Origin of the sequence: Pararhizobium capsulatum DSM 1112, from assembly GCF_030814475.1 — a bacterium.
In the GTDB taxonomy this organism is placed as follows: Bacteria; Pseudomonadota; Alphaproteobacteria; order Rhizobiales; family Rhizobiaceae; genus Pararhizobium; species Pararhizobium capsulatum.
Window position 1 is genome coordinate 3,045,783 of sequence record NZ_JAUSVF010000001.1, and the last position, 24,103, is coordinate 3,069,885.

The 24,103-nt window shown below is 59.7% G+C and carries 15 protein-coding genes; 8 read left to right on the forward strand and 7 right to left on the reverse strand.

Features of this window, described 5'->3' with window-relative positions:
* Positions 1 to 210: 210 nt before the first annotated feature.
* Complete coding sequence (gene ku / locus QO002_RS14900) at positions 211 to 1,131, forward strand: non-homologous end joining protein Ku (RefSeq protein ID WP_307230984.1); 921 nt, start codon at positions 211 to 213, stop codon at positions 1,129 to 1,131.
* Positions 1,132 to 1,358: 227 nt separating this feature from the next.
* Positions 1,359 to 1,883, forward strand: a complete 525-nt coding sequence (locus QO002_RS14905; protein WP_307230986.1) for a very short patch repair endonuclease — start codon at positions 1,359 to 1,361, stop codon at positions 1,881 to 1,883.
* Here QO002_RS14905 and QO002_RS14910 read toward each other — a convergent pair.
* From QO002_RS14910 to QO002_RS14925, 4 genes are all read right to left on the reverse strand, one after another.
* The gene (locus QO002_RS14910) at positions 1,779 to 7,661 is read right to left on the reverse strand and encodes a DEAD/DEAH box helicase (RefSeq protein ID WP_307230988.1); all 5,883 of its coding nucleotides are present in this window, start codon (positions 7,659 to 7,661) and stop codon (positions 1,779 to 1,781) included. The two genes, QO002_RS14905 and QO002_RS14910, sit on opposite strands and share 105 nt — an antisense overlap.
* A 5-nt stretch (positions 7,662 to 7,666) precedes the next feature.
* Complete coding sequence (locus QO002_RS14915) at positions 7,667 to 9,736, reverse strand: coiled-coil domain-containing protein (protein ID WP_307230990.1); 2,070 nt, start codon at positions 9,734 to 9,736, stop codon at positions 7,667 to 7,669.
* Complete coding sequence (locus tag QO002_RS14920) at positions 9,736 to 12,180, reverse strand: hypothetical protein (RefSeq protein ID WP_307230993.1); 2,445 nt, start codon at positions 12,178 to 12,180, stop codon at positions 9,736 to 9,738. The genes QO002_RS14915 and QO002_RS14920 overlap by 1 nt, the downstream gene beginning before the upstream one ends.
* A gap of 72 nt (positions 12,181 to 12,252) precedes the next feature.
* Entirely contained in the window at positions 12,253 to 14,070 is a 1,818-nt protein-coding gene (locus QO002_RS14925; protein WP_307230995.1) for a DNA cytosine methyltransferase, read from the reverse strand.
* A 343-nt stretch (positions 14,071 to 14,413) separates the two neighbouring features.
* Between QO002_RS14925 and QO002_RS14930 the strand changes: the two genes are divergently transcribed.
* Positions 14,414 to 15,403, forward strand: a complete 990-nt coding sequence (locus tag QO002_RS14930; protein ID WP_307230997.1) for a hypothetical protein — start codon at positions 14,414 to 14,416, stop codon at positions 15,401 to 15,403.
* 1 nt (position 15,404) lies between these two features.
* Positions 15,405 to 15,641, forward strand: coding sequence for a hypothetical protein (locus QO002_RS14935; RefSeq protein WP_307230999.1), 237 nt, complete (start codon positions 15,405 to 15,407; stop codon positions 15,639 to 15,641).
* A gap of 70 nt (positions 15,642 to 15,711) precedes the next feature.
* Here the strand turns inward: QO002_RS14935 and QO002_RS14940 are convergent, their stop codons facing one another.
* Together QO002_RS14940 and QO002_RS14945 are read right to left on the reverse strand one after the other, a co-directional pair.
* Entirely contained in the window at positions 15,712 to 16,623 is a 912-nt protein-coding gene (locus tag QO002_RS14940; RefSeq protein WP_307231001.1) for an HNH endonuclease, read from the reverse strand.
* Positions 16,624 to 16,984: 361 nt separating this feature from the next.
* Positions 16,985 to 18,166 carry an HNH endonuclease domain-containing protein gene (locus QO002_RS14945; protein ID WP_307231003.1) on the reverse strand — a complete coding sequence of 394 codons (1,182 nt, stop codon included), beginning with the start codon at positions 18,164 to 18,166 and terminating at the stop codon, positions 16,985 to 16,987.
* Between the two features lie 368 nt (positions 18,167 to 18,534).
* On the opposite strand from QO002_RS14945, the gene QO002_RS14950 reads away from it, so the two are divergent.
* Both QO002_RS14950 and QO002_RS14955 read left to right on the forward strand, forming a co-directional pair.
* Entirely contained in the window at positions 18,535 to 19,053 is a 519-nt protein-coding gene (locus tag QO002_RS14950; protein WP_307231005.1) for a hypothetical protein, read from the forward strand.
* A complete protein-coding gene (locus tag QO002_RS14955) occupies positions 19,053 to 19,727 on the forward strand; it encodes a hypothetical protein (RefSeq protein WP_307231007.1) in 675 nt (224 codons plus the stop codon). Before QO002_RS14950 ends, QO002_RS14955 begins: the two co-directional genes overlap by 1 nt.
* Positions 19,728 to 19,867: 140 nt before the next feature.
* Here QO002_RS14955 and QO002_RS14960 read toward each other — a convergent pair whose 3' ends face one another.
* On the reverse strand, positions 19,868 to 20,497 hold the full coding sequence (locus tag QO002_RS14960; RefSeq protein WP_307231009.1) for a hypothetical protein: 630 nt from the start codon (positions 20,495 to 20,497) through the stop codon (positions 19,868 to 19,870).
* A 110-nt stretch (positions 20,498 to 20,607) separates the two neighbouring features.
* On the opposite strand from QO002_RS14960, the gene QO002_RS14965 reads away from it, so the two are divergent.
* On the forward strand, positions 20,608 to 22,878 hold the full coding sequence (locus tag QO002_RS14965; RefSeq protein ID WP_307231011.1) for an argonaute/piwi family protein: 2,271 nt from the start codon (positions 20,608 to 20,610) through the stop codon (positions 22,876 to 22,878).
* A 2-nt stretch (positions 22,879 to 22,880) separates the two neighbouring features.
* Entirely contained in the window at positions 22,881 to 24,044 is a 1,164-nt protein-coding gene (locus tag QO002_RS14970) for a PD-(D/E)XK nuclease domain-containing protein (RefSeq protein WP_307231013.1), read from the forward strand.
* Positions 24,045 to 24,103 lie beyond the last annotated feature (59 nt).

Consider the following 24,103-nt stretch of genomic DNA (forward strand, 5'->3'; position numbering starts at 1 on the left):
CTCTCTCCTCTGATCGTTTCGAATGTGAGAACGCATGAGATTCCAAAAAGATGCGTCCTCCGTCACCGGGGCGCGGCGGCTGTGCCGCAGCGTGCCGGAATCGGATTCCGAAGAAGCTTCCCTAAGCCATTGAAAAATGATTCGTTTCGAGTCGGAACGAATCACTCCCGCACGTCTTTGAGTCGCACCAAGTGATTCGGAGTAAGCGTCATGGCGACGGGACATCGCGCCCAATGGAAGGGCTTTCTGAAGTTTGGTGAGGTGAGCTGCGGCGTCGCTCTTTACACCGCAGCGTCAACCAGCGAGCGCATAACCTTCAACACGATCAACAAGGCATCCGGCAATCGGGTCAACCGCGTCTTCATCGACAGCGAGACCGAGGATCCTGTCCCGAAGGAGAACCAGACCAAGGGCTTCGAGATCGACAACGGCCAGTACATCATCATCGATCCAGAGGAGGTGGCAGCGACGATCCCGGAGAGCAACAAGACGCTCGATATCCAGGCCTTCATCCCCTGCGCCGAAGTCGATGACGTCTACTTCGACAAGCCCTACTACCTGACACCAGACAGGATGGGTGGCGATGCGTTCGTCGCCCTGCGTGACGGCATGAAGAAGTCGAACGTCGCGGCGATCGCGCGCGCGGTCCTGTTCCGCCGCGTTCGAACAGTCCTGATACGGCCCCATGGCAAGGGTCTGATCGCCACCACCATGAACTACGACTACGAGGTTCGCTCGTCGAAGAAGGCCTTCGAGGCAATGCCGAAGCTGAAGATCGAGGGAGAGATGCTTGATCTCGCCAAGCACATCATAGCCACGAAGAAGGGCGAGTTCGACCCGGCAACCTTCGATGATCGCTACGAAGCCGCACTCGCCGAGCTGGTGAAGGCGAAGATGGAGGGCAAGTCCCTCCCGAAGCCGAAGAAGGTGGAAGTCTCCAAGCCGAGCGACCTGCTCGCAGCACTTCGGGAAAGCGCAGGCCTCGTGAAGGCGGGGGCTGCCACGGACAGCAAGCCGAAGCGCACCGCCGCGAACGCCAATCAGGGCGCGACACGCCAGCGCGCCACGCGAGGGGCAGCTTCGAAGGCGGCTCCCTCATCGAGATCCGCGCCGCACCGCAAGGCCAGCTAGGGAGATAGATCAATGGCACCGCGCTATTATTGGAAGGGCTATCTGAAGCTCTCGCTGGTCACCTGCAAGGATCTCCTGTACCCGGTCTTTCAGCCGTTTCTTCTCTTTTCCCAACTTTGCCATTCGATCTCTCCCGTGAACGGGAAACGATCACCAGCGGCTTTGAACGGGGACAACTGGGTACCACCAGCCATCATGTCGCCGCCTCTCTCTTGTAGGCCGGCTTCATGTCACTCGACCTTCAGGCAACCGCAGGAGTCCGTCGCCGGATGCAACGCACCGCTCGCCAGGATAATCCCTTCGAACGGGCTGTCCGCTGTCTTCTGCATGCTCGCGGACTGCGATATCGTATCCACTACCAGATCCCAGGATTGAAGCGGACGACGTGCGACATCGCGTTTCCGGGATTGAAGATCGCGGTGTTCCTCGACGGCTGCTTCTGGCATGGCTGTGTCATCCATCCGCCGTCGGTTAAGAAGAACACCGACTTCTGGCTGGAGAAGATCGAACGCAACCGGGTGCGGGATGCTCGCGCGACGGCGCACCTCGCAGAAATCGGCTGGACGGTGCTGCGGTTCTGGGAGCATGAGACCGCGGAAGACATTGCCGGAGCAATCTCTTCCGCGGTCAGTAACGCTAAGGCTGCGTCACCAGGACTTCGACGCCCGCTGAAGGACGTTGAGCGGCCTTCTGGCGAGCTCGAAGCTATCGATGGCGACGTATCGGTGATCGAGGCCGAGCTTCGCGAATAGCCGCTCCTGGTTCCAGAGCGGATGAACGACGACACCCCAATGGTTCTGGCGGTTGTCCAGCGTGAACATGGGGATGTCCGGCCTGCCCTTGACCGTGGACACCTGATTACCCGGAATGAACGTCGTCGTCTGCTCCGCCAGTCTCTTGGCGTTCGCCTCCCAGTCCCTGATTTCAAATGCCTCATACTTCTCATTGAAACCGCACTCGTATACGGGATCGACTATTGCACGGAGGTACGCAAGACCGAGTCTCCAGTCGAGCAAGCCGTGGAAGTTGCGGTTGTTATACCGCTGCAGGCACTTGTAGCAGGAGGTCTCGCAGCGCTTGGGATGGTCCTCGGCCGCCACAGCCTTCCGCGGCCACTTCCCCTCATCGTCGAGGATGCTTCTGATGAGCTTCGTCACGGGCGCCTTCTCGCTCGAAAGATGTCGGCAGAACCCCGAGCCGTTCGGAAGCGCATCGGCTATCTGAAGGTACGGCAGAGGATTGCCTTCCGCCGATTTCAGGATGTTCGGCGCGAGGTTGTCGAACTCCTCGGGGGCGATATCGAGTTCAAGTGCCGCCCGCTGCACGATAAGCTCGGTGGCCGAAATGGCCGCGGCACGAACGCTGGTGCGTGAAGGATCACGCTTGTTCATGGAGACGTCCATGTCCAGTAGACGCAGGTTCGGGTTCAGCTTCCGAGGACCGATCTGAAGCGAGTTCGTGATCTTTGGCGAGGCGAGCCACGCTTTGGTGACCTCGTCACCGCCACGCCAGCGCATAGCGTCCTCTTCGATCATGGTCGGATCGATGGCCTGCCCCTTCAGCTTGAGCCTCGGAGCATTCTTGAACCAGTGGATCACCTTCGCCGCACCGTCGTCGACGTCCTGAACGGTGTAGCCCTCGAAGCCGGACGGGTCCTCGTCGGTACGCGATCCAGGATTGACCAGGTAGATCTCCGAATTCTCAGCGAAGTTCACCCGCAGGTTCTCGTATTCTACCGAATTGAGCGGTTCCCCGAGGCTTGCTAGGGTGATGAGCTGCCCGACCTTAGACGCGATGGCCTCGTCCTTCGGCCTGAAGTCGGTTCGATAGGCCGCGGGAGTTACGCAGTGGATAGGCGTGTCCGTCAGCTTCCCACCGCATGCGCAGTGCTCCGTGTGTTCGGTTCCCTTCGACCACTTGCCGCATGCATCGCAGAAGCGGAGATGGAAATCGTCCTTCTTCCAGCTCTTGGTGTAAGGCTCCTGCGCAGCGTTGAAGTCGTCCTTGTGCTCGTCGGGCACCCTGAGTACGCCCGTGAACCCGACGCACCGATGGCGGAGCTTCTCGCGGGTTCGGACGTTGCCCGGAGCGAAGTCGAAGATCGCCATGTCCTGATCGCGGTCGATCGTGTCCCAGTCGGCCTCACGCTCTCCCGTCTTCTTGACGAGATCGACGTAGAGGTTTCGAGACCGCGTCGGCATGCCATAGAGGGGCACCAGACCGCCTTCGGCGAGGGCCGCCGCGATGCCTACCGCCTGCTCTCCAAAGTCCTTTTTCAGGTCATCGATCTGTTGGAGCACAATGTCGACGGTCACCCGCTCCTCGATCTGCGGCAGCGGGCAGTTCGAAACCTCCGACAGGATCGTCGCAATCGCCTTCCGTCTTTCCGTGGTACGCTCCAGCGACGATTTCAGCTTCTCGCACCAGCCAGCACCCTCGCGGAAGTATTCGTTGCAGTAGAGAAACTCGCCGTGGATGTCGCCGGGCACCATAGCATCGCCTGCCCAGTCGTCTCCGCTTTCCTTCCGGAGAAGGTCGAAGGCCTCGACAAGCCAGAACTTCCGCAGGAGTCGTGAAGGAATGTCCACGAGGCCCGTCGTGATGAAGGGCGGCGGCGGAGCGGCACCTGTGATCTCGATGGGGTTATGAAAGTAGTGGATGTCGTGGCTCTTGCTCCGGCAGACTGTAAGCACCGTCGAGAACGCCTGTCCGCGACGGCCTGCACGACCGACGCGCTGTTGGTAGTTGAAGCGCTGCGGAGGCATGTTGCCTTGGTACACCGCCTGCAGCGATCCGATGTCGACACCGACTTCCATCGTGGTCGTGACCGATAGCAGATCTGCGGTGTCGAAGCGCTGGCGCCCCTCAAAGTCCTCGTCCTTCTCGTTCTCCTCGCGGACGAACACGCCCTTGAACTGCTGTAGCCGCTGGGCAGGATCGCGCGTCTGACCCGTCAGCTCCTCGCACTTCAAACGGAAGAGCGGCTCGTCCTTGTCGATAGCGCGCATGACGCGACGGCCAAGGAAATTGCTGCGGGCGACCTTGTCTGCCGTCAGCTCGCCGTCCCATGCCAACTTCTCGCCGCAACGCGTGCAGCGGCCAAATCCAGCATGAAGATGGACGCGACCGCACTTCATGCAACGGATAGCCTTGTCGGGCGGTCGGGCAGCGCGGAAATGTAGCCTCGTGATGTCGATCGAGCCGTCACCGCGAGTCTGATGAAGGTCGTCTGCCAATGCCTTCAAGAAGCGATCGCCTTCCGCCACCGGATCGTTGAAGATCTGCTCCAACAGCGTCTTCAGGCGGTTCTTTCGCTTTCCGATCATTTCGAGCGCCGAGTTCCATGGCGACGGCGCCTCTTCCTTGTACTGGTTGGGCGTGATCCGGTACGCGTCAGAGAAAATGCGTAGCCACGCATCGTTACGCGAACACTCTTCCGTGTATTCGACGGCCCCGTAAAAGCTCGGCCAGCCGAGGCCAGTCTCTTCGAGCGCGAAATAGGTCTTGCTGAAGAGAAGGTCGGTCGCCTCCGGAGGTTGCTCCTTCTGGACTCTTTGGCGGGCGCGGCCGAGGGTCTGTAGATTGTCGTCGCTTTCCGTGTCCTCGGATTTCCACGAGATCGGTTTGTCCTTCTCCATGACGAAGAAGTTGTACCAGGGCTTGTTGTTGATGCGCGTGAACTTTGTGTCGGCGCCGTCGATGGGCGTCGATCCAAGTTTCAGAAGCTCTTGTAGGATAGGTCGGACAACGTCGCCGGATTCACCGCGCTTGAACTCGAAAAGGTCCTGCAGCGGAATGCTCGCCGGGAAGTCGACCGCGGCCCTACGTGCTTCCAGCTCGTCTAGGACCATGGTGACCGACATTGCCTCCTTGCGCTTTTTCGCCAAGGTCAATTCGGCCAACTGCGCTTCGAGTTCTTCGATCTTGGCCTGATCGTCGGCCGTGAAGCTCCGCCGTTCTCCAAGCTTCGCCGCTGCGGTCATGAGGATCTCGCGACGGAGATCTCTGAGGTGCTGGACTTCAACGTCGAGCGCGAGAGTTGCGGCATCCTCTCGGCTGTCGGAGAAAGCAACAAGCTTTCCATCGCCCCCTTGCGACTTGAGCGACGCGACGAGCTCTGTGGCCAGAAGTTGGGAAGTCTTGGCAAAACCTGTCCGGAAGCTACGGATCGGAGATTTGCGTCCCTCGCGCTTCAGGGAGTTCGGCGCTCTGAACCTTCCGGAATAGTCGGTGCCACACTTCGCACAGCAGTAAGGCACCGCAGTGCCCTCCTCGTCGGAGCCGCGGGAATGGAAATCCTTCGGATGCGACTTCGGCCAGTCGAGGAGGTAGCCGGGGACGTCGCCCGGACTTCCTGTCTCGTCGACGACGCCCGTGTAGGGGCTCAGGAAGCTCCGGCGCCAAGCGAACGGCGACCCATCCTTGATTTCGCGCTGGGGTTCGCCGAGTGCGGGCCAGAAGAGCGCGAAGTCCCGGTGACTTGCGTCCTCGAACCGGGTGGAGATGGCACTCTCGGGTAGCTTCTCGAGTTCCTGCGGCGCGGGAAGCAGCGACACCCTCCTCGATGAGCCTCCGTTAACGGCGGAGCCGCGCTTTCCGCCGACATAGAGGTCGCCGCAAGCTTCACAATACAGCATCTCGAAGAGCCGCTTTTTCTGCCCGCCTTCGGTTTTCTCTTCGTGGTCTTCGCCCCGCTCGATGCTGGGTCCGCCCCACGTCAGTTTGCCCTCGCGATCGAGACCGACGGATGCGAACAAACCTTCGATATTGCGTACGAAGCAATGCATCCTGAAGCCCGGCAGATGGCCGACAGCCTCGCGTTCGGGTCGCAGCGATACCGGTAATATTTCCTTGGGGAGATCGGGAATGGCTCGCAGTGCCAGAAGACCCCTGATCGTGCGAACGTCGCTCTCCGGATAGAGCCGCTTCTGAAGATTCGATGCGGTTCGGGGACTCCGGCCGCCGGGAGCACCAGCCTCCTGCATGGCGTAGTCGAGCATGGCGGCGGCAACGGACGTGGCGTTTTTCAAGATGCCCTTATCGTCCAGCTTCTCGGAACCCGAAATGCTTCTGGCGGCCGCCATGAAGGCCTCGAAGAGGGCTTCCCCGTCCCGCCTGTAGTCGGAAGTCGAAAGTGCGTCGGCCAGCGCGATCAGGCTTTCGGACGTTGGCATTTCATTTGGTTCGTCCACGACGAACGGGTCGCCCCTGACGACGCTGTCCTTCCATATCTGGTCTACGGTGTCGGGCGCTGCCCCGGCGGTCCCGGCAGAACCGAACATGTTGCGCAGATAGCCGATGCTGGCTGGGGCGTTCTCGTCGTCCATCGGGAGTGATGCCGACGATGCCAGGATGCGAAGCTTGTGAGCATGTTCGGGCTGGAGAAGCCCGAGGCGTTCCAGCAGGATCTTCAGAAGGCCAGCCATTTCCGCCCCGGCCGAACCACGAATTAGGTGGAGTTCGTCGAGGACGAGATAGAAGCAGGCGTCGGCATCGTTCATCAGCCAGTCGCGGGTCTGCTGGAGGATCGGAGCATCGACCTCGCGTACGAGCATGGCGTTCAGGATCGACTGGTTGGTAACGAGGATATCAGGAGGCGTAGCCTGCATGTCCCAGCGCGATATCAACTCGCCGCCATCGGTCGACGGAAAGACGTATCTGAGTTCTTCCGCTCTGCCCTCGTCTACGAGACGGCGCTGGATCGCCCGGTAGCGCTTCATTTCCTTCTTGAGCTTCGTACGGGAGCGCTCTGCGCGATCTTTCCAGACACGGTTGTCAGCAAGACGCGGATGCCTGCGGAACCCTGTAACCGGAGACTTCCCGGTGTAGCGGCCAAAGAAGATGCGATTGCCATTGAAGTAACGGTCCATAACCTCGCGAGCTTCTGGGGAGTCGACGGCTTTTCGCAGCCGCACCATCTGATCCTCAACGAGTGCGTTGAGCGGGTAGAGCACGAGCGCGCGGACTGCCTTCGGTCGATCCTTATGCTCGTTGCGGCGATGGAGCTGGAAGGATTTGTTCGGATCCAGCCAGTCGTCGTCATAAGACCTGTTGGGCGCTGGCCAGGTCGTTGCCTCCTTTGCAAGTTGGGCAAGGATCGGCAGCATGAACGATTCCGTCTTGCCGGAACCCGTACCAGAGGTGACGATCCCCGGCGTTCCGATGCCGACCCCCTTCTGCAGCATCTGGATCTGATGGCGGTAAGGCTTGTAAGCACCTTTGGTTTCCGTGGCGTCCTCGTCGCGGTCGAACAGGCCGGAGAGCGCTAGCTCGACGAAGGCTCTGCGTTGTCCGTCATCGAAGCCCTTCAGTATCTTCCCCTTGTCAGCGAGAAGCGCTTCAAGCCCGTGATCCCAAGTCACGTAGCGCGGCACAGCCTCGAAGATGGGATCGAGCGCAAGCTGCTCGGGCTTTGACAGCAGCGCGCGGCGCATCTCGGCGACGCCAGGGTCGCCGATCCGGTAGGCGGTATCGAGATAGGCCTGAAACTGGTCGATCATCCTGTCGAAGCCACCGATCGGATCAAACATGGTCTCTAGTTCCCCAAGTTCTGAAAATGCTGGATGAGATCGTGATCGGCCCCGTCACGCCAGGCAGCGATCCACTTCTGTTCGCTAAGAAGGGCGTTCGCGATCTCGACCTGCTCCTCGGCCATGGCCATTGGCACGCGAGCGAGAAGGTCGGCGATCTGACTGATCAAAACAGGGTCGATCGACTTGCTTCTCAGTATCCTGATGGCGTTCTGGATCAGCGCCGCGTCAGTGGTGAAAGGCTTCCACGAGCCGACGTAATCGACCTTTGCTGCGACTTCGCTACGCGCAGCAGCGAGCGGAAACAGGTAGCGAAGCAGAGATTTTGGCACAGAGACCCGGAGACCATCGGTGCCTGCGCTGGCGATTAGCGCGAGGTTCGAAGGCACTCGGCCGATCCGGCGCATTTCGACGAGCTGCGGTAGCCAGTATTCGCAGGGGCCGTTCGTCAGGCCGCACAACGCGACTGGGACGATAACGTCTGGATTTTCCTTCGCAGCTTCGATCGCGCGTCCCAAGCCGGCGGCCTCGTCCCGCAGAAGGTCGCCGAAGGATACATGCGTGGGGTCACAGAAGACGATGGCGGCTGTATCCCCACCGATGGCGATCGCAATGTCTGCCACGATCCCTGCAGATCCATCACCTACGAGAACTGGGACGTCTGCGGTCGAGTGAAGAAGTACGGCAACGAGATCGGCGAGCGGTAGTCCGGTCGAGGATGCAAGCTCGCGGAGTACATGCACGCGCTCCTTCTCGGTCACGACGGGCGGCAGCCGAACTGCTATGGAAGGTGCGGCGGGGGTCTCCTCGTGGGCCGGACTGCTAGATACGTCTTCCTTAGGCAACGACTTCTTCGTCTCCTCAAGTTCCTCGCGTAGCTGCGCAACCTGCTGCAGCAGTCTATCGGTTGCATCGAGCGACGCTCCGCTAACAGCACGGGCCGCGTCCTCGATCCTTTCCTTCACGCGCGCATCGTGCTGCTCGGTCTCGTTCCGAAGCAGCACCTCCCGATGCGCGAGCGTAGCCAGCCGCCCCTCGGCATCGAGTATCTGTTCGCGCAGCTCGGCAAGGCGCGACGACTCGTGCTCCGCCTGTTCGGCGAGCCGCGCCTTTATCTCAGTCCGGAGCCGATCCTGCTCAGTATGCTCGAACTGTTGGAGGCGGGCACGCCAATCTTCGGCTCGCGTCATCAGCTTCGGTAGCAGTTCGAGCAGCTCCGAGCGGCCTGATAGCACGCGAAGTGCGGACTCCAGATCTTCCCTCTCTTCAGCGACCACTGACGCGGCGGCCAAAGACTTCAGAAGGTCGGCGGGGCTTTCCGATCTGTTGCCATCGGACAGCGATGCCGCGGTTTGAAGGCGGCCCAGCCAGCTTTCGGCCGAAGCGAGGATCTCGTCTTCGGAACGCAGATCAGTTTCCGTTTCGGAGGTCCATTTGGGCTGCGCGCCGAAGACGATAATGCCCGACGAAAGACGTGTCGTCTCGATCTTGCCGGCGATGGTTACAGTCGGCACTGCGCGAAGGCTTGCGCCTGCTGCCAAAGCATATTGGCCATTGGATTGCCGGACAAACCCGGAAATCATGAAGACGTTTGGCCTGACCTCGATCGCATCGACAGTGGTCCTGATATCGACGGCGAGCTTCCCTTCCCTGAGGTCAGAAACGACATCCTCGTGCGTTCTGCTGCCAGGGCCAATCGCGACTGGAACCCTGATAGCCGTTCCGAACGAAAGGCCTTCCATCTTGGCGCTCTTGGCGAGTCCGCTGAACGGCGCCGTAAAATCGATGCCACTGCCACCCTTCATGCGCCCGATCAGTGACGACGTGGCGGAAGCCGAAGGAAACGGAGCAGGCGCAGCCTCCTCCTTCGACGGCGAAAACGTCCTTCCCGTCTTCACGTCCGTCGCAAGCCAGAACGAGTCGACACCGCCAAGCCGAACCTTCGCATTCCGGACTACCTTGGGATGCGCGTAGCCGGCCACGCTTCCAGCGTCTTCGGAGACCTCGGTGACGACGGCAGCGTCGTTGCCCACAAGCTGGCGGACACGATAAATGGACTTCGATGATCCTGACATCAGATGCTCTTCCCGAGGGCGGAACCTGCCCTGCGTATTTTTCCGGCCCGGCCGTCGAATATGGCTCTGCCGCTGTTAGATGCTGAAGCCGCAAACCTGTCGATCCACGGCGTGCCGTTCCCGTCGCTCCGACCGATGGAGATCATCCCGGACAGGAGCGAAACTTCTTCGGATCCGAGCGGATAGGCGTAGACCCAGGTTCCGCCGCGCAGCATTGCGCCTGCGTTGCAGACCGTCCTACCCGAAGCCCATCGCGCCCAACTGGATGGCAGCGAGACACGCGACGCGGAGGCGATCATGACCTTGCCGTCGTACCGGAAGAGCTGGTGCCGCATCCTCGCGTGATGAGCAAGAATGGCGATGGATGGAGAAACGAAGTTCTCCACTCTCCTACCCGCGACGACCGATCGATAAAGGAAAGGCCTCTTCCCTTCGTTTCGTTCAAGGCGGTACAGCCCCTGCGGCATCTCATTGTCGAAGTTCGAGGCAAAGAAACCGCGCTGGTCATCGAAGCGTGCAACCACGTGATAGCCGTGGGCGTCGTGCTCGTCGCCTTTCCTCGGCGCCGCCTTGGCCTTCGCTTCCTCTTCCGCGAAACCGATGCGCTCGACAAAATCCCGTTGACGGTTCCGGTCGCCTGTCCGTACGAGAAGGCGTGGAAGCGACCACTGTGAAACGCCGTTTTGGATCTCGACTATCCCGCCCGCTGCCGAGGCGGCGGCTTCGATGCGCTCGACAAGCGCGATTGGTGTTGGCCCATCGATCACAACGGTGTCGGTGCCGATCACCCGCACTGTAGGCGCACGCTGGAGAAGCTTTCGCGCAGGGAAGTTGCGCACGAGTGTCAGGTCGAACCATCCCGCATCCGCGAACGCACGGAGGATGTCCCATTCCCTCGGTGCCGATGCCGTCTGCGGGAGGCCGCGCCTGATTATTTCGAGCGCGTCGACGAAGGCCAGTCCACGGGCGGTCCGCGCATACAGCGCCTCGCCGATGTTCGTCATCTCGTCGCAGGTGGGCACTCGCTCGCCGGGCCATAGATTGAGGACGTTGTCCAAGGTCGGCGCGGTGTCGCGATAGAACTGGTCTTCTCCGATGTCGCGGAAGCGGTCGAACGTCAGCCTGCGGTTCTGCGGTGTTTCGACAGCCTTCGGGACCAAAAGGGTATTGAGGACTTGTCCATTGGCCTGCGCGGTCGCGGTGCCTGAATAGGTTCCCCACGGGAACGCGACACCGTTCGGCACAGCCTCCATCGCGACCTCGTTACCACCTAGGGAGACCTTACCTGCGACATCCGCAGGGAGAGACAGGATGGGTGTGAATGGAGTACGGCCAAGGTAGGCTCCGCCGACCTTAATCCCGTCTCGCCACCCGATCGTGCGCCTTGCGGACGGTGTCGGAGCGTCGGGAGCTGCCCGGTTCCTGAAGTTCGTAAGCACCCATCCCGTATTGATGTTGTCGTAGGAGACGATGGTTCCCTCGTCGCATTCGGCGAGACGCGATCTACGTAGCAGGATCAGATTGGATTCGTGCGCGCTGGTCGCCCGCGAACGACCCCAGCCGAGATCCTCCATCAGCACCACGCCACTGCGGATGGCTTTGGCGATGGGTTCGGGAACGAATTTCTGGGCTTCTTCGGGTCCGCGGAGCGCCTTGCGCTCGCCCGACGGCGAGACCCTGAACAATTCGTGGTCGCCGAAGTCTCCACGGACGATCTCAAGTTCTTCGAGCGCCGTGTATTCTGCAACGAAGGCGTACCATGCCTTCCAAAACGTCGTCTCCACATACTCGCGTCCACCGCGTTTCCACGATCGGTCGAATAACCTTAAGTTGTAAGAAAACGACGGCATCGTTTCGGTTATCAGATCGCGAGTCGTATTGACCGCGCGGGACAACTCGACTGGATCGAGCAGCTTCTGCGCACCGATCGTCTGCCGCAGCCGCTTGAAGGCCGTCTTGTCGCGCAACGTTGGAAAAGCAATGCGGAGCGTGCGCCCGATCTGGGAATGTGGGTGGATCCCCGGAAGATCGAGCTCGATCCCGTGCTCCTTGGCCAGATATGTCTGCAGGTGCTCCCACATCGGGTTGAGGCCGCGCATCAGCGTGCCTTCGAAATTTATGCCCGTGTGTCTGCCCAGCATCTCGCGAAAGTCTGTGTCGTCCTCCTCGCGTACCTTCGAAGTTTGCATCCAACAGACGAACATCAGTATGCGCAGGTAGTCTGGCGGACGTCCCGAAAACGGCGGATACTCGCCTGCGAGGAGCGCCTTCAACCTTGAGATCTTCAAGAGCGTCCCGACGAAGCGCTGCTGCACGTCGGCAAGGTCGGTGGCGCCGAAAATCTCGACGAGCACGTCGTCGTCCACCGACACGCTGCCGATCGTTCCCTCGCTGCCCGGCTCGAGAAAGAACTTCTCGAGGAATATCCCCTCCAATTCCGACAATCGTTCCCCCAGAAAACTGCCGCGTCGCCCGCTATTTAAAGTGGAGTTTCATTCACCTTCGCGCAACCCTGGTCACCCGGCCGCCACGCGGTTCTTCGCGCCGTCCACATTTTCTTCTGGGAGTTTCGAAGCAACCTGCAGGACGAGATGCGGGCCGCGGTTGTCGGATCCTGTAATCAGACCGGACTCCTCGAAGACAAGGCGGGCGAAACGGACGCGCGAACCTCCGCTGCCGAACCGCACAATCTCGTCATCTTCCAGCGACTGAATCGCAGGAAGCCGTGGAGCATTGCTCTCGACCAGCTTCTCGTGCAGCAGCTTGATTCGCGCACGGAGATATCGGACCGGAACGTCGACGTCGAAAGCACCACCTTCCGCCGACAGAGTCGCGATGATCTGGACGACAGCCCGGTCGATGGCGTCGACCTTGCCTTCCTTAAGGAGAGGAACCGCGACCACTGGTCCGAAGCCTGCAGCCGCGAGCTGCTCTTCATAAACCTTCACGATGTCCTGATCGTGGAATTGGTCGCGGCTGACGCGCCATTCATCGCGGCGGCGATAGCGTAGCGGAATATCGTTCAAGCGGTAGCCGTTTGCGGCGACGGCATCCGCAGCGATCGGTTCGCCCCAGCCAGCGGGCCAGTAGGTTCCTCCGCCGTAGCCGTCGCGGGCGCGTTCGGAGTCGTTCTTCTTTCCAGTGAAGCGCTTGACCATGGGAGGCAACTTCTTGCCGTCAGCCAGCGCGTCCATGGTGATTCTGGCCTTCACGCCCTCGGTGCCATTCAGCAGGTGGGGGATGAGCTTCGTCATAAAGAACGGGGGAACGGCATTGCCGACCTGCCTGTACTGCATCCCGCGCGGCCCACTGAATTCGAAGCTGTCAGGGAAGCCCTGCAGCCGTGCGCCCTCCCTCACCGACAGCGGCCTGTCCTGAAGCGGATGCGTGAAGCAGCCCGAGGTGACGTTCCCAAACCCGGCCGAGATGGTGTAAGCGGGCGAAGCCTCGTGGAGCCGTCCATAGAGGGTCGCGTAGTCGGTCAGGCGGACGCGTCGGAAACGGTCTGGAAGCAATTCCGGCGTAATGTCCTTCCACGATCCGCCCTGCGGGACCTTGGAGATGCGCTTCCGGTTGAGGTCGGTAAGCGTGTTGCACCAGTGGTTCTCGATCTCGCCGTTCGTGTCGGCCACGAAACGCTGGAACTCTGTCGGCGCTGCGGGAAGCGCAGTCGACGCCTTCCCGTCCCGGCTGACCGGAGCCGACAAATCCCCGATTGCCTCGGCAACGGTCACGTATCGCGGCAGCCCACGTCCAGCTTCTGCCGCATGCGTCGGCTTTGGGAAGGTAGCTCGAACGGGATCGACCGTGGCGATGAGGATGAACCTGTTGCGGAGTTGCGGAAGCCCGTAGTCGGCCATGTTCACGACATCGGCGAAGACATGGTATCCGCGATCCTCGAAGAGCTTGAACAACTCCTTCACGATTATGAGGTTCTTGCCGTAGACGACGCCGGGCACGTTCTCCATGACGACCCGCTGCGGTCGACGTCCGGCAGCCGTGAAGCCGTCGAGCAATCGTATGAAGTGGACGAAAAGCGCGTTGCGCGGGTCATCGAGGTGGAAGACGCCCATCGTGCTGACTGCCTGACACGTCGGTCCTGCGAAGAACCAGTCGATCTTCTCGATCCCTGCCCGTTCGATAACGTCGGTGGCGGAGACGAGGGAGACGTCGCAGCAGTCAACGAGGCCTTCAGGATGGGCCTTCTTGAAAGTCGTGGTTGCGTTCCGGTCGATGTCGAGCGCCCACTTGATCTCCAGATCGGGAATGGCAATGGCCGCACCAGCCGACATGCCGCCGCAGCCGGAGTAGAGATCGATCGCAGTCTGCCGCATGATTCCCCCAGACAATTCAAGCCACACTACCAAGTCCGGAGGCGATCTTCGATAGCATTTCCGGGATCGTCCCAACTTTGTCGCGTGTCTTCTACAGGAAGAATGGTCCTCCTGGGGCCACCGCGCGGACATTCCCGCAGCAGTAGCACGTGATATTTGATCGAAGACGCTTAACGTCGCCTTTAACGGCGCGCGATGAAATCTTGCTGTGCTGTCCAAGCGACCTCGTGCGCAACCCGCGTCATTCGGACTCCCGAACTAAAAAAATGATATCGCGACATCATTTTTGTTTGCTTTTGAAAATTGATGCTGGCATATCATTTTTTTGAAAGGGAGTGCGCCGATGCGAGAACTTCTGCCGTGGTTGGATCACATCAGGGACATGCGCCTCGCGATGCTTCTTGTCGCTGATGGCATGATGAACATGCTTGGGTCCACGCCGAACGCGACCAAGGCTGCCGAGGCGTTCCTTGGGGTCAAAATCCCCTCGTCCGCCTCCGGCTTCCTCGTCAGCATGGTCAACGATTTTTGGGACGAGACGGACGAATTCCTGAATTCGGTTGCAGTCGAGGGAACGCACCTTCATCGGACGGTTCGCCGAGGCCACGGACTGCTGACCGAGCTTCGTCCGATCCATGAAGTCGACTACCAGGACGAACGCGACGAGTCGCTCGACTGGATCGGCTACTTTCTCACGGCGGTGCCGACGGATTCCTACGGGACCGGTGGCGACTTTTCCGACATTGTGCAGAATCCGGACAGACCACTGCCCTTTCTTTATCGAGCAGGAACCGCCTATCTCGATCTCATCGAGTTCGTCCATCGAACGGTTGGCTCGCACCCGGCATGGGGCGACAGCAGCGACATGATCGTGTTCACCGCGGACGATCTCGCACTTCTGGCCGATGTCGACATTCGGAGTGTGCGGAATGCAATGGGACCGACAGGGAGCAAACCCATCAGGTCGTTTAAGGCGTTGCCGAGCGACGCCCACGACGAGCGCGCATACGCCGACCCAATCGACGCCCTCGACTGGCTAAGCGGCCGTCGCGGCTTCAAATGCGGACAGCTCGATGCAGACTGGTTGAACGCCGGAATCTCATCGACCGGATCCCTCGCCGCACTCGGTGCACTCGCTGGCATGATGTTCTGGCTCAATGGCCAGACGACCGAGAAGATGGCCGAGAAAATCGGCTGGGGCGTCGAACAGACACGCGCGTGGACGCGCGGCGAGGGAATGGACGCCTTCGCCGCCAAGCGCGTCGCCGAAGCGGCGGGCCTGGATCCGACAATTTATTCAAGACAGATCGCAAAGCTACTGAAGGAGAACTGATATGAAGCGCATTCACCCGACCACTGGAGAAGTCTTCGTTCCACACCGGTATGGTGATGGCACCTTCCAGCTCGCGGATCCTCGGCTCGGCCGCGTGAAGCACCATGCGAGTAACGCCATTCGCGTCACGTCGGAAACGGAAGCCGCGAACTACGTGCGCTGCGGCTTCTCTCTGCGGATGCGTGGCCGGGACACCAACAAGATAAACTTGATCGCCGCCGAGAATATCACGCTGTAAAGAACGCCATGGTTCCGAAGTAGTGATGCTTCGGAACCCCATCTTTCTACTCCAGGCGCAGGTGACATCGTTACACTGAGCTGAATCGCTCTCGATGCCGCGCAACGTATTCGGGGTGAGGCCAGAGCCGGGCGTCAGCAGGCAGGTGGATCCGATCCATCTGCTTTGCGAACAGCGTCCTCAACTCTGAAGGCACCTTGTTGTGTGAAACAAGGATCCGGTAATCGTCGGTCAACGAGATCAGATGCCTGTCGAAGAGCCAGTGCACGGTTGCCGACAGCGCGATGCCGTTCTGCACGACATCCGGTCCGCCCTCGGCGACCGACCATATATGCGCCGCCTGGGCCTCGGACTTGCCGCCGCCATTGACGATTCGCAGCCCTGTGATCGCACAACGGTTGTCGTAGGCATCACAGACCTTCCGGCGAAAGCCGGCCTCCCGGATTTTGCGGTTCATGAGGATCTGCTCGATGCGACGTTCCTGCTCTTGGATTGGGAGGTCGAGCAGCTCTTGTGTGCGATCATCGACATGTTTCGGATCGAGTTCCAGCCGGATCGCGTTGTCTGCCGCCAAAGTCTCCGAAAGACCCGCACGCACGATGGCTCCGAAGTCGCTTTCTGGAATTGTGCGGATGGATTTCCCTTGGAGGAAGGCGCCAACACGGCTTGGATCAGGAACCAACAGCAACGCTGTCTCCCAGTATCGGCCGTCCTGGGAGAATGGCACAGGCTCATCGAATTCCTGGTATTCGGCCACGACGGCGTAGGCGTAGCCGGGTCTGCTGGGATCGTCTTGGACAGCGACGACCTTTGCCGTTGCCACATATGCCCGGCGCCCGCCGTTCCGCTGCGGCTCCCGATAGATGATCCGGTCGCCGACCAGGGTTTCAGCGACCGCACGGTATTGCTTTGGGAAATGATATCGGACGGCGATTTCGTCGTCGTAGCCGGAGTTTCGCTTGGTATCGAAGATTCCCTTCATATGCCCTGCCCCGGTCTGTCGAATCTTGTGCGTTTGGGGCAAGCGTAGACAGAGTGGGACCGACGAGCAACGGATCACCGTCCGGACGGTTGATTTCATACTGGAGAGGAGGTTTGCGTCGACGACGCTAGGCGGCCCTCGCCAACCAGTTCGAGGAGTCGTTCGAATTCAGTGATTTGGGAAGTAAGCGGTGCGCAGGCTGTAGCGCCCTTCTTCGACGTCACTATCGATTTCGTCACGATCAAAGGACAACGGAAATTGCTCCTGGCCTACTCTGAAATTAGGACGCGCTGAGGAGCGTGACGCTTCAGCCGTTGAGAATGTCGTTGCCAAGTCGCCATGGCAGATATCCGATGAAGCCTTATCGCAAGGCCACCGCGTGTGGCAGGGTGGGATGACCCCGCCAGTCAGGGAAGCGCTTGCGCGCAAGATTGAGCAGCGGCTGCAGGGTGTCCGACATGGCCGCCGCGAAGCTAGCGTTTTCGGCCAACACCTCCGGCGATACCCCCAGGTCATCGAGATACTCCTCGCGCAACTCGTGCGCCCATTTCTCCGGGGAATGCTGCCGGACTGCTACGATGGCGTCGAAATGCACCCGCGCCATGGCCGGGATCAGGTTCGCATCCGGCACGCCCACACCCTTACTGAGATTGATTTCCGGAAGCGACGGGACAAGGTTCCATATCCGATCATGGGCGACAAAACGCCGAGGGATGAAGTGGTCGAGATGGAACTTCTCCGGATCGAGCGGCCGCCCGGTGTAAAAGCACGCGCGAGGCACATGCTGCATCGCCTGCTTCCAGAAGCGGCGCTGGATTGCGAGGCTCGGGCGATCCAGCTCGCGCAGTTTCATCGGAATTGCAGGGACGTTCGGATTTCGCCGCTGCAGATAGTCAACGAGACACATGTCGGTCCAGCCCTCGAGCAGTGCCATGTTCCCGGCAACATAGTCTATGAAGGCCGAATCCAGTCTCAGTCCGTTGGCTTCGATGTCGTACGGGAGGTAGATGCCGGAATCGGCTGCGCGGATCGCCTCACTGCCCGGCCTGACGCTCTTCTTGTGCTGCACGCTCGCTGCCTTGAACCACGGCGTGAGAAATACGGCCAGCGGATAGCGGAGGATGGTGTCCTGAGCCGCCCGGCCCATGTCGAGATGCGAGAGCGCGGTCTGGAAGGTGCCGTAGAGGCGGATGTCTTCCGGAACCGAATCCAAAAACCGCGCGAGTTGATCGGAATGGCCGAGCGTCAGGCGGAACCGGGCGACCGGGATCCAGATAGTTTCAATCATGCCGCGGAGTATGGAATCGAAGGAAAGAAACGCCCCACCACCGCCGCGGACATGCGCAATGATCGTCTTCATCAGGGTGATTTTGTAGGTGGCAGTCGTCGAATCGAGCGCCTCTCCAAGCAGTTTTCCGTGGACAGGTTCTTTGTCAGGTAATCTCAACGAATGCTCCTGGGATAATTGTAAGCCGTACTCGTCGGCGGATACCGAAGAACGACGTTCCTTGAGCGCGGAGCCGACAAGCAATGGGGAATGCACTTATCCGGCTCCGTTGAAGGACTTTCATCCCGACGCCATTGCGCTTCGCACGCTTCCAGCATTTCTCAGCAGGATCGAGTATCTTACCCAACCTCTCCACGCAGTAAATTGCAATCTTAAAGCGCCAACTTCTATCAAAACGATATCGTCGTTGCCTATCGGTCCCGAATGAACATCGCCGCCTGTTTCGAGGGGGCCTTACCAAGAAACAAGCCTCCACCCTGGATGTCGTGACTTTATAGGGCTGCATCGGTTCGAAACCCTCGGCACGCTCCTGTGCACAGGTTGATGAAGACACTTGAGGTTTTCGCGCGCGAAGATAGAAGCGGTAGAGAAAATGCAACTCACAACGAGAAGTCGCTATAAGCATGGATGAAGATGACGTAGACGCCCTATACGATCAGCTAGTGACGATCCTGACCTCGCGGCGAGATGAAGACGAGCTTCAGGGGCGCGACGACTATCTGACCCCGATATTGGCTGAAATCGAAGCCGGAAAGGCCGTCCAAATCAAGCTCAAGGTGCCCGGCGAGCGAGAAATCGTTGATCCCGTTGCTGGTCGCCGAACAGCCAGCTCATCGAGCGCGGATTTTATCCAGAGACAAGATTTCTCCGGCCGCGAGAAACTTGAGATCCTGCTTCGCGGCATTGAGACGTCTGTCGTCGCTCCTGCGCGGATGGCGGTCGAGATCAACAGATCACTCGAGGAGCTGGACGTAGATGAATTCGATGGCACTCTGCATTTCGGCAATGACGTCGCAAACGCTCCGACCCGGACGGTGACACCTGCCGAGCTACTCGCTACCTCGATGGACGCATCAAAGTTGGAATCGCTCATCAGCGAGATCCGAACGGAGCTGGCCCAACCGCGCGAGGCCACTGTCTAATGCCGTTACGCCCCAATCTATTGACTGAGATAGACGCCGCGCTGGCGGGTCTTCCGAAAGCCAATCTGAATAGCGCATCTGCCGGATACGACCTCTACGAGGCGTACATCTGGGCTCTAGTGCTGAGAGCTGCGCGTAATGAAGGCGCGACAATCAGGTTCCGAGACAGACACGGCAACCATCCGGCCAACTTCTGGTTCAGAACGTCGCCGTCCAACATATTCTCGCCAGCTCACGACTACTGCCACGCCGAAATCGATTTCCCCGGGCGGCCTTTATTGGAAGCGCACGTCGGGATCTTCGTCGCGGGTCGCTCTCATATCGCGCACGAATGCGATGTTGCCGTGCTATACAAAAGCGAGGCCGACATCTGCCGCACTTCCAACGTCGAACCCCGGAGTAGCAAGCTCGTGCTCGCCGTCGAGTGCAAATACTACCTGAATTCCGGGATCGGGATCGGCCTGGGACGCTCGTTTCTTGGACTGCTGAACGATGTCTACAAGGGTGACCGCTACTTCGTCGGAACTGCAGAGTCCCCAAGTGTTAAGACCCTGTTTGCCGCGCATCGGAAGAACAACGAGCTGGGCCTTACCCCCCTGAATACAAGACGCGAGGCACGGCTCGTCAGCAGGTTCGAAACTACGTTCGATCATTTCAAGTCCTCACGACCTTAGGCGTCGACGAACGGGCGAACGCTTGGGGTTCGGTGACGCGCTCCTCTTGTTGGTCAAAGTCTTGCTGATGGCATTGTTTACAACGCTAATGCTCCGGAGACCGGCTCAGTGCGCAAGTGTGGACCATTGGGTGCGTGCGGTTAGGTTACGGGCTCTGCCAGGATTTTACTGGCGAGCCAATGACCTTCGAATTCGAATCCGTCCGGATATGGCAAACCTAGGCCAATGAAGGCAATCAGCCGCCGGAACCGGATGACATGGACGAGAAATGTGGTTGCGCGTTCGATATCCTTCTTGCTGAAGGAGTGAATTGCGTTCCTCTGCCCTTGAATGAAGGCGACCGCTGACAGATCCTTTGGCGGCAGCAGATCCTTTTTGGCGAAATACTGTCTCATCTTCTCGAGCGAGATTTCGGTCGGATCATGAATCGTCCCCTTGTTTTCGCCCTTCTTGTGCACGGCATCTAGGCTCTTGACCGTCTCGTGGTCGGCAAGGAAATCATTGAGATCGACGGCGAGGAAGAGCCGAAGCGAACTTTCCATGAGGTTGCCCAGATTCGCCCAGGCAAGGATCAATTCCCCGTCCGTCATCGTGGTTTCTGGCGTCCACTTGTGCAGCGCGGCTGCGAGCGATGGCATGAGCTCGAGCCTCGCCGATGCAAGCATTGCTGCGGCTCCGTCGGGAGCCCAGCCATGTGCGTCCTCCAAGAATTTACCGAGACCCGTCTGAATCGTGACGATGTCATCGACCGCAGCAGAATAGCTGTGCATGGAGGCCTTCCACTCGCCGATTTACTTTAAAAACCCAGCACTTCCGGTTGCGGAGACTTGCCGCCACTATAGGCTCAAATCACACGAATCTGATTCTGTTGGCGACTTCAATGGATTTGACGATTAATTTCGCACCGATCTCCTTGGAAGGTAATTGCAGCGTTCTTGTCGGGCGTCAGAACTACGACAAGGAACGCCTTGCTGAGCTGCGCGCCGACTTCAGGGATACTCATGTCTTCCGGCGCGACGGAGCTGAAAGCATCGTCGACATTCCGATCGCGCCTGGCGCAGTCCCGCTTGGACATGTCCAAGAAACGATTGATCTGAGACAGCACCAGATCTTCTGGCCGATGCTCTTGCAGGAATCGCTTATCCAGCTTCTGGGCAAGCGGCCTATCCTGTCGAACAATCCCTTGAAGTTCCTCGGTGCGCGCGTTCCGCTGATCGAACATGCCAATCTGCCGGACTGGCTCCAGCGGCTGTCGGTCACCGAGATCCATACCCGGCATATCACCGTCGACCGCAGGAGGATCCATGGCGTCGTATGCAATGTCCGAGCAAAGTCCTTCATCTCCGCGACTTGCGACGTGCTCATCTCCGCCGGGGTGCACATCGTCGGCCGATACGTCCAGGTCGAGCTGCCTCTGATCGATGACCGGATCATGCCCAAGCGGAAGCTTGTCGGCCGGGTCCGCAGCATCGACGGCGAAGAGCTCCTTCTGGAGGATTGCGAGCCGGGTTACGAAAAAGTCGCTGCGAAACTGGCCTTCCTGGAACCGCGTAAGGAAAACTTCGAGGAATGTGTGCGCAAGGTTCTCGGGCGCGATGCCGAGCGCGTGCTTGAGCAATCCCAGCGGGCCTCGCAGCACCTCGCGTCCGGCCCGGGCAAGCTGGAGCACATCGACAGCATCGTGAAGTACCTGAGGGATAAGAAGCCCGCCGCAGTTCCTGGGGCCAATTTTGCCGTCGATGCCCCACTGAATACCAAGGGACGTCTGTTCCCACCCGGGGAAATCATCGAGAAGCCTTTCCTGCTGTTCGATCCGAGCGGCAGCCGGAAGGACGACTGGGCGGAGCGAGGGCTGAAGGATCATGGCCCCTACGACGAGCAGGTCTTCAGTCCGAAGGGACTGAACATCGCCGTTGTGTGTCAGGCGCGCCTCGAAGGGCGCGTTGACGAGTTCGTGGCGAAATTCCTGAATGGAATGCCGAAGGTCCTTCAGCAGGGAAAGAACTTCGCGCGCTATGGGGACGGCTTCATCAAACGCTTCCGCCTCAACAAGCCTACGGTCCACTATTTCCTCGCCGACGGCACATCGGACGAAGCCTACGCAATCGCCAGTCGCGAGGCGCTGGACAAGGCCCGCGACGGAGGTTTCGAGTGGGATCTTGCGATCGTCCAGATCGAAGAGGAGTTCAAGTCGCTCGCCGACAGCTCGAACCCTTACTACACCACGAAGTCTATCTTCCTCAGGCGGGACGTTCCGGTTCAGAGCGTACGTTTGGAGACGATGTCGTTCTCGGACAACGATCTCGTGTTTCCGATGAACCATCTCAGCCTAGCGACATACGCGAAGCTCGGGGGCACGCCATGGCTGCTAGCATCTAGTCAGACGGTCGCCCATGAGCTTGTCATCGGCTTGGGTTCGAGCACCAGTTCTGAAAGCCGGCTTGGCCCTCAGATGCGGCATGTCGGGATAACAACGGTGTTTTCCAGCGATGGAAGTTATCTGCTCAGCGACCGAACCGCTGCGGTTCCGTACGACCATTATCCCGAGGAACTGCGCAAAACGCTGAAGCGGACGATCGAGGCCGTCCGGACCGAGGATAACTGGAGGAGCACAGACAAGGTCCGGCTCGTTTTCCACTCGTTCAAACCTTTCAAGGAGTCGGAGGTCGAGGCGATCGACGCTCTGACGGGCGAGCTGGGCCTGGGCGATGTCAAGGCGGCGTACCTGCATATTGCCCCGGACCATCCATTTCTGGTGTTCGATCACGCGCAGAAGGGCATCGCGGCGAGAGGCGGGAAGAAAGGTGTCCTTGGCCCGGCGCGACAGCTTCATATCCGTCTCAGCGACTACGAGTCCCTGGTTGTTTTCGCGGGAGCCTCCGAACTGAAGCAGGTGACTGACGGGATGCCGCAGCCTGCCCTCATTAAGCTCCATCAAAGGTCGACGTTCAAGGACATGACCTATCTCTCTCGCCAGGCGTTTGCATTCTCCGCCCACTCCTGGCGGATGCTCTCACCCGAGCCATTCCCCATAACAATTCGCTATTCCGATCTCATCGCCGAGCGGCTTGCAGGTCTGGCTTCGGTGAAAGGCTGGGATCCGGACGCCGTGACCTTCGGAGCGATTGGTCATAAGCCTTGGTTCCTCTAACGATGATCGATCTGAGCACGATACGTCAGGAACTTGTACGCGCCGTCGCCGCCACCGACGCGGCGGTACATGTGCGGGCATTCAGCGCTTGGATTCTCGGTGACGTTGACCGCCTGTCACAGGAGGTTTCGCACGCGTCGGCTGCCTCGGAGAACAATATGCTTCCCGAGCAAGTCGCAGCTCTAGGCTACGGCAAGGCCTGCGATCTCCTCACCGATGCCCAGAACACCCTGCTTCTGAACGAAATCCAGCAGTTCTCAGGGCGGAAATTCTTCAGCGCAGGCAGGCCACTGCGTGTGGAAATCGATGGGATTGCATTGCTCGGTATTGCGCTCGTCGTCAGGGAGTTTCCCGCCCGAACCTGGCTGAGCGACCTGCTGTCCCGCTCTTCCAAGGAGGTTGGCGAAAACGCCTGGACTCTGGGCCTCGTCTCGGCGGCAAGGGATCTCCTTGGAACCGGACCCACGCTGCAGGCCCCGCCCGAACTTGCATTCGCCCTGGCACTTCGTGGCATCGGAAATGCAGACGACGGTTTGGCAACGAGCGCCTGGCAGAGTGCTTCACAGCTTCCATCAAGTCCCAACCTAGGCCTCGAGAGGCTCTCGGTTCGCCTCTCAGCGTTTGATGGCGTCGTCGCAAGAAGCTCGCATGTACGGATTGCCAGCCCCGGATTGGATGATCTGCTGCTGGCTCTTCGGGGCGTTCCTCGGGCAATGAAACACTGGACATTCGAAACGAAGCCCCGCACCCCTCGATCAGAAATAGCGGTCTGGCACGTCGAGAACGAGTATCATGTGCAAGCGCTTCTTTGGACGATCCTCGCACCGATCTTTCCAGATCTCGAAGACGAGGAAAACCTTCCTTCGGTCGGCCATAAACGGCCCAGAGTGGATCTTGCGGTGCCTTCGATCAGGACTCTGATCGAAGTGAAGTACATGCGGGGAGGCGCGCAGTCGGATTTCGCGAAAGTCACCGATGAAGTCGCCGCCGACGCCTCTCTCTATCTCAGCACCACGAAGGCATTCGACAAGATCGTCGCGTTCGTGTGGGACGACTCGGCTCATTCAGAACAGCATCACGAACTGCAGTCCGGCCTCGAGAAAATCAAGGGAGTCGAGGCCGCCGTGGTGGTGTCGCGACCAGGTCGAATGGGCAGACGAAGCTGACCGACGCCCCTTCCTCGGCTGTAGCCGGCGGCGAATTAGTAGGCACGCTCGGCCTGATG

Coding starts and splice junctions, on each gene's coding strand:
- QO002_RS14950 (WP_307231005.1), top strand. CDS start 18,535: ATGGATGAAGATGACGTAGACGCCCTATACGATCAGCTAGTGACGATC.
- QO002_RS14915 (WP_307230990.1), bottom strand. CDS start 9,736: ATGTCAGGATCATCGAAGTCCATTTATCGTGTCCGCCAGCTTGTGGGC.
- QO002_RS14955 (WP_307231007.1), top strand. CDS start 19,053: ATGCCGTTACGCCCCAATCTATTGACTGAGATAGACGCCGCGCTGGCG.
- QO002_RS14970 (WP_307231013.1), top strand. CDS start 22,881: ATGATCGATCTGAGCACGATACGTCAGGAACTTGTACGCGCCGTCGCC.
- QO002_RS14940 (WP_307231001.1), bottom strand. CDS start 16,623: ATGAAGGGAATCTTCGATACCAAGCGAAACTCCGGCTACGACGACGAA.
- QO002_RS14935 (WP_307230999.1), top strand. CDS start 15,405: ATGAAGCGCATTCACCCGACCACTGGAGAAGTCTTCGTTCCACACCGG.
- QO002_RS14960 (WP_307231009.1), bottom strand. CDS start 20,497: ATGCACAGCTATTCTGCTGCGGTCGATGACATCGTCACGATTCAGACG.
- QO002_RS14965 (WP_307231011.1), top strand. CDS start 20,608: ATGGATTTGACGATTAATTTCGCACCGATCTCCTTGGAAGGTAATTGC.
- QO002_RS14930 (WP_307230997.1), top strand. CDS start 14,414: ATGCGAGAACTTCTGCCGTGGTTGGATCACATCAGGGACATGCGCCTC.
- ku (WP_307230984.1), top strand. CDS start 211: ATGGCGACGGGACATCGCGCCCAATGGAAGGGCTTTCTGAAGTTTGGT.
- QO002_RS14925 (WP_307230995.1), bottom strand. CDS start 14,070: ATGCGGCAGACTGCGATCGATCTCTACTCCGGCTGCGGCGGCATGTCG.
- QO002_RS14905 (WP_307230986.1), top strand. CDS start 1,359: ATGTCACTCGACCTTCAGGCAACCGCAGGAGTCCGTCGCCGGATGCAA.
- QO002_RS14910 (WP_307230988.1), bottom strand. CDS start 7,661: ATGTTTGATCCGATCGGTGGCTTCGACAGGATGATCGACCAGTTTCAG.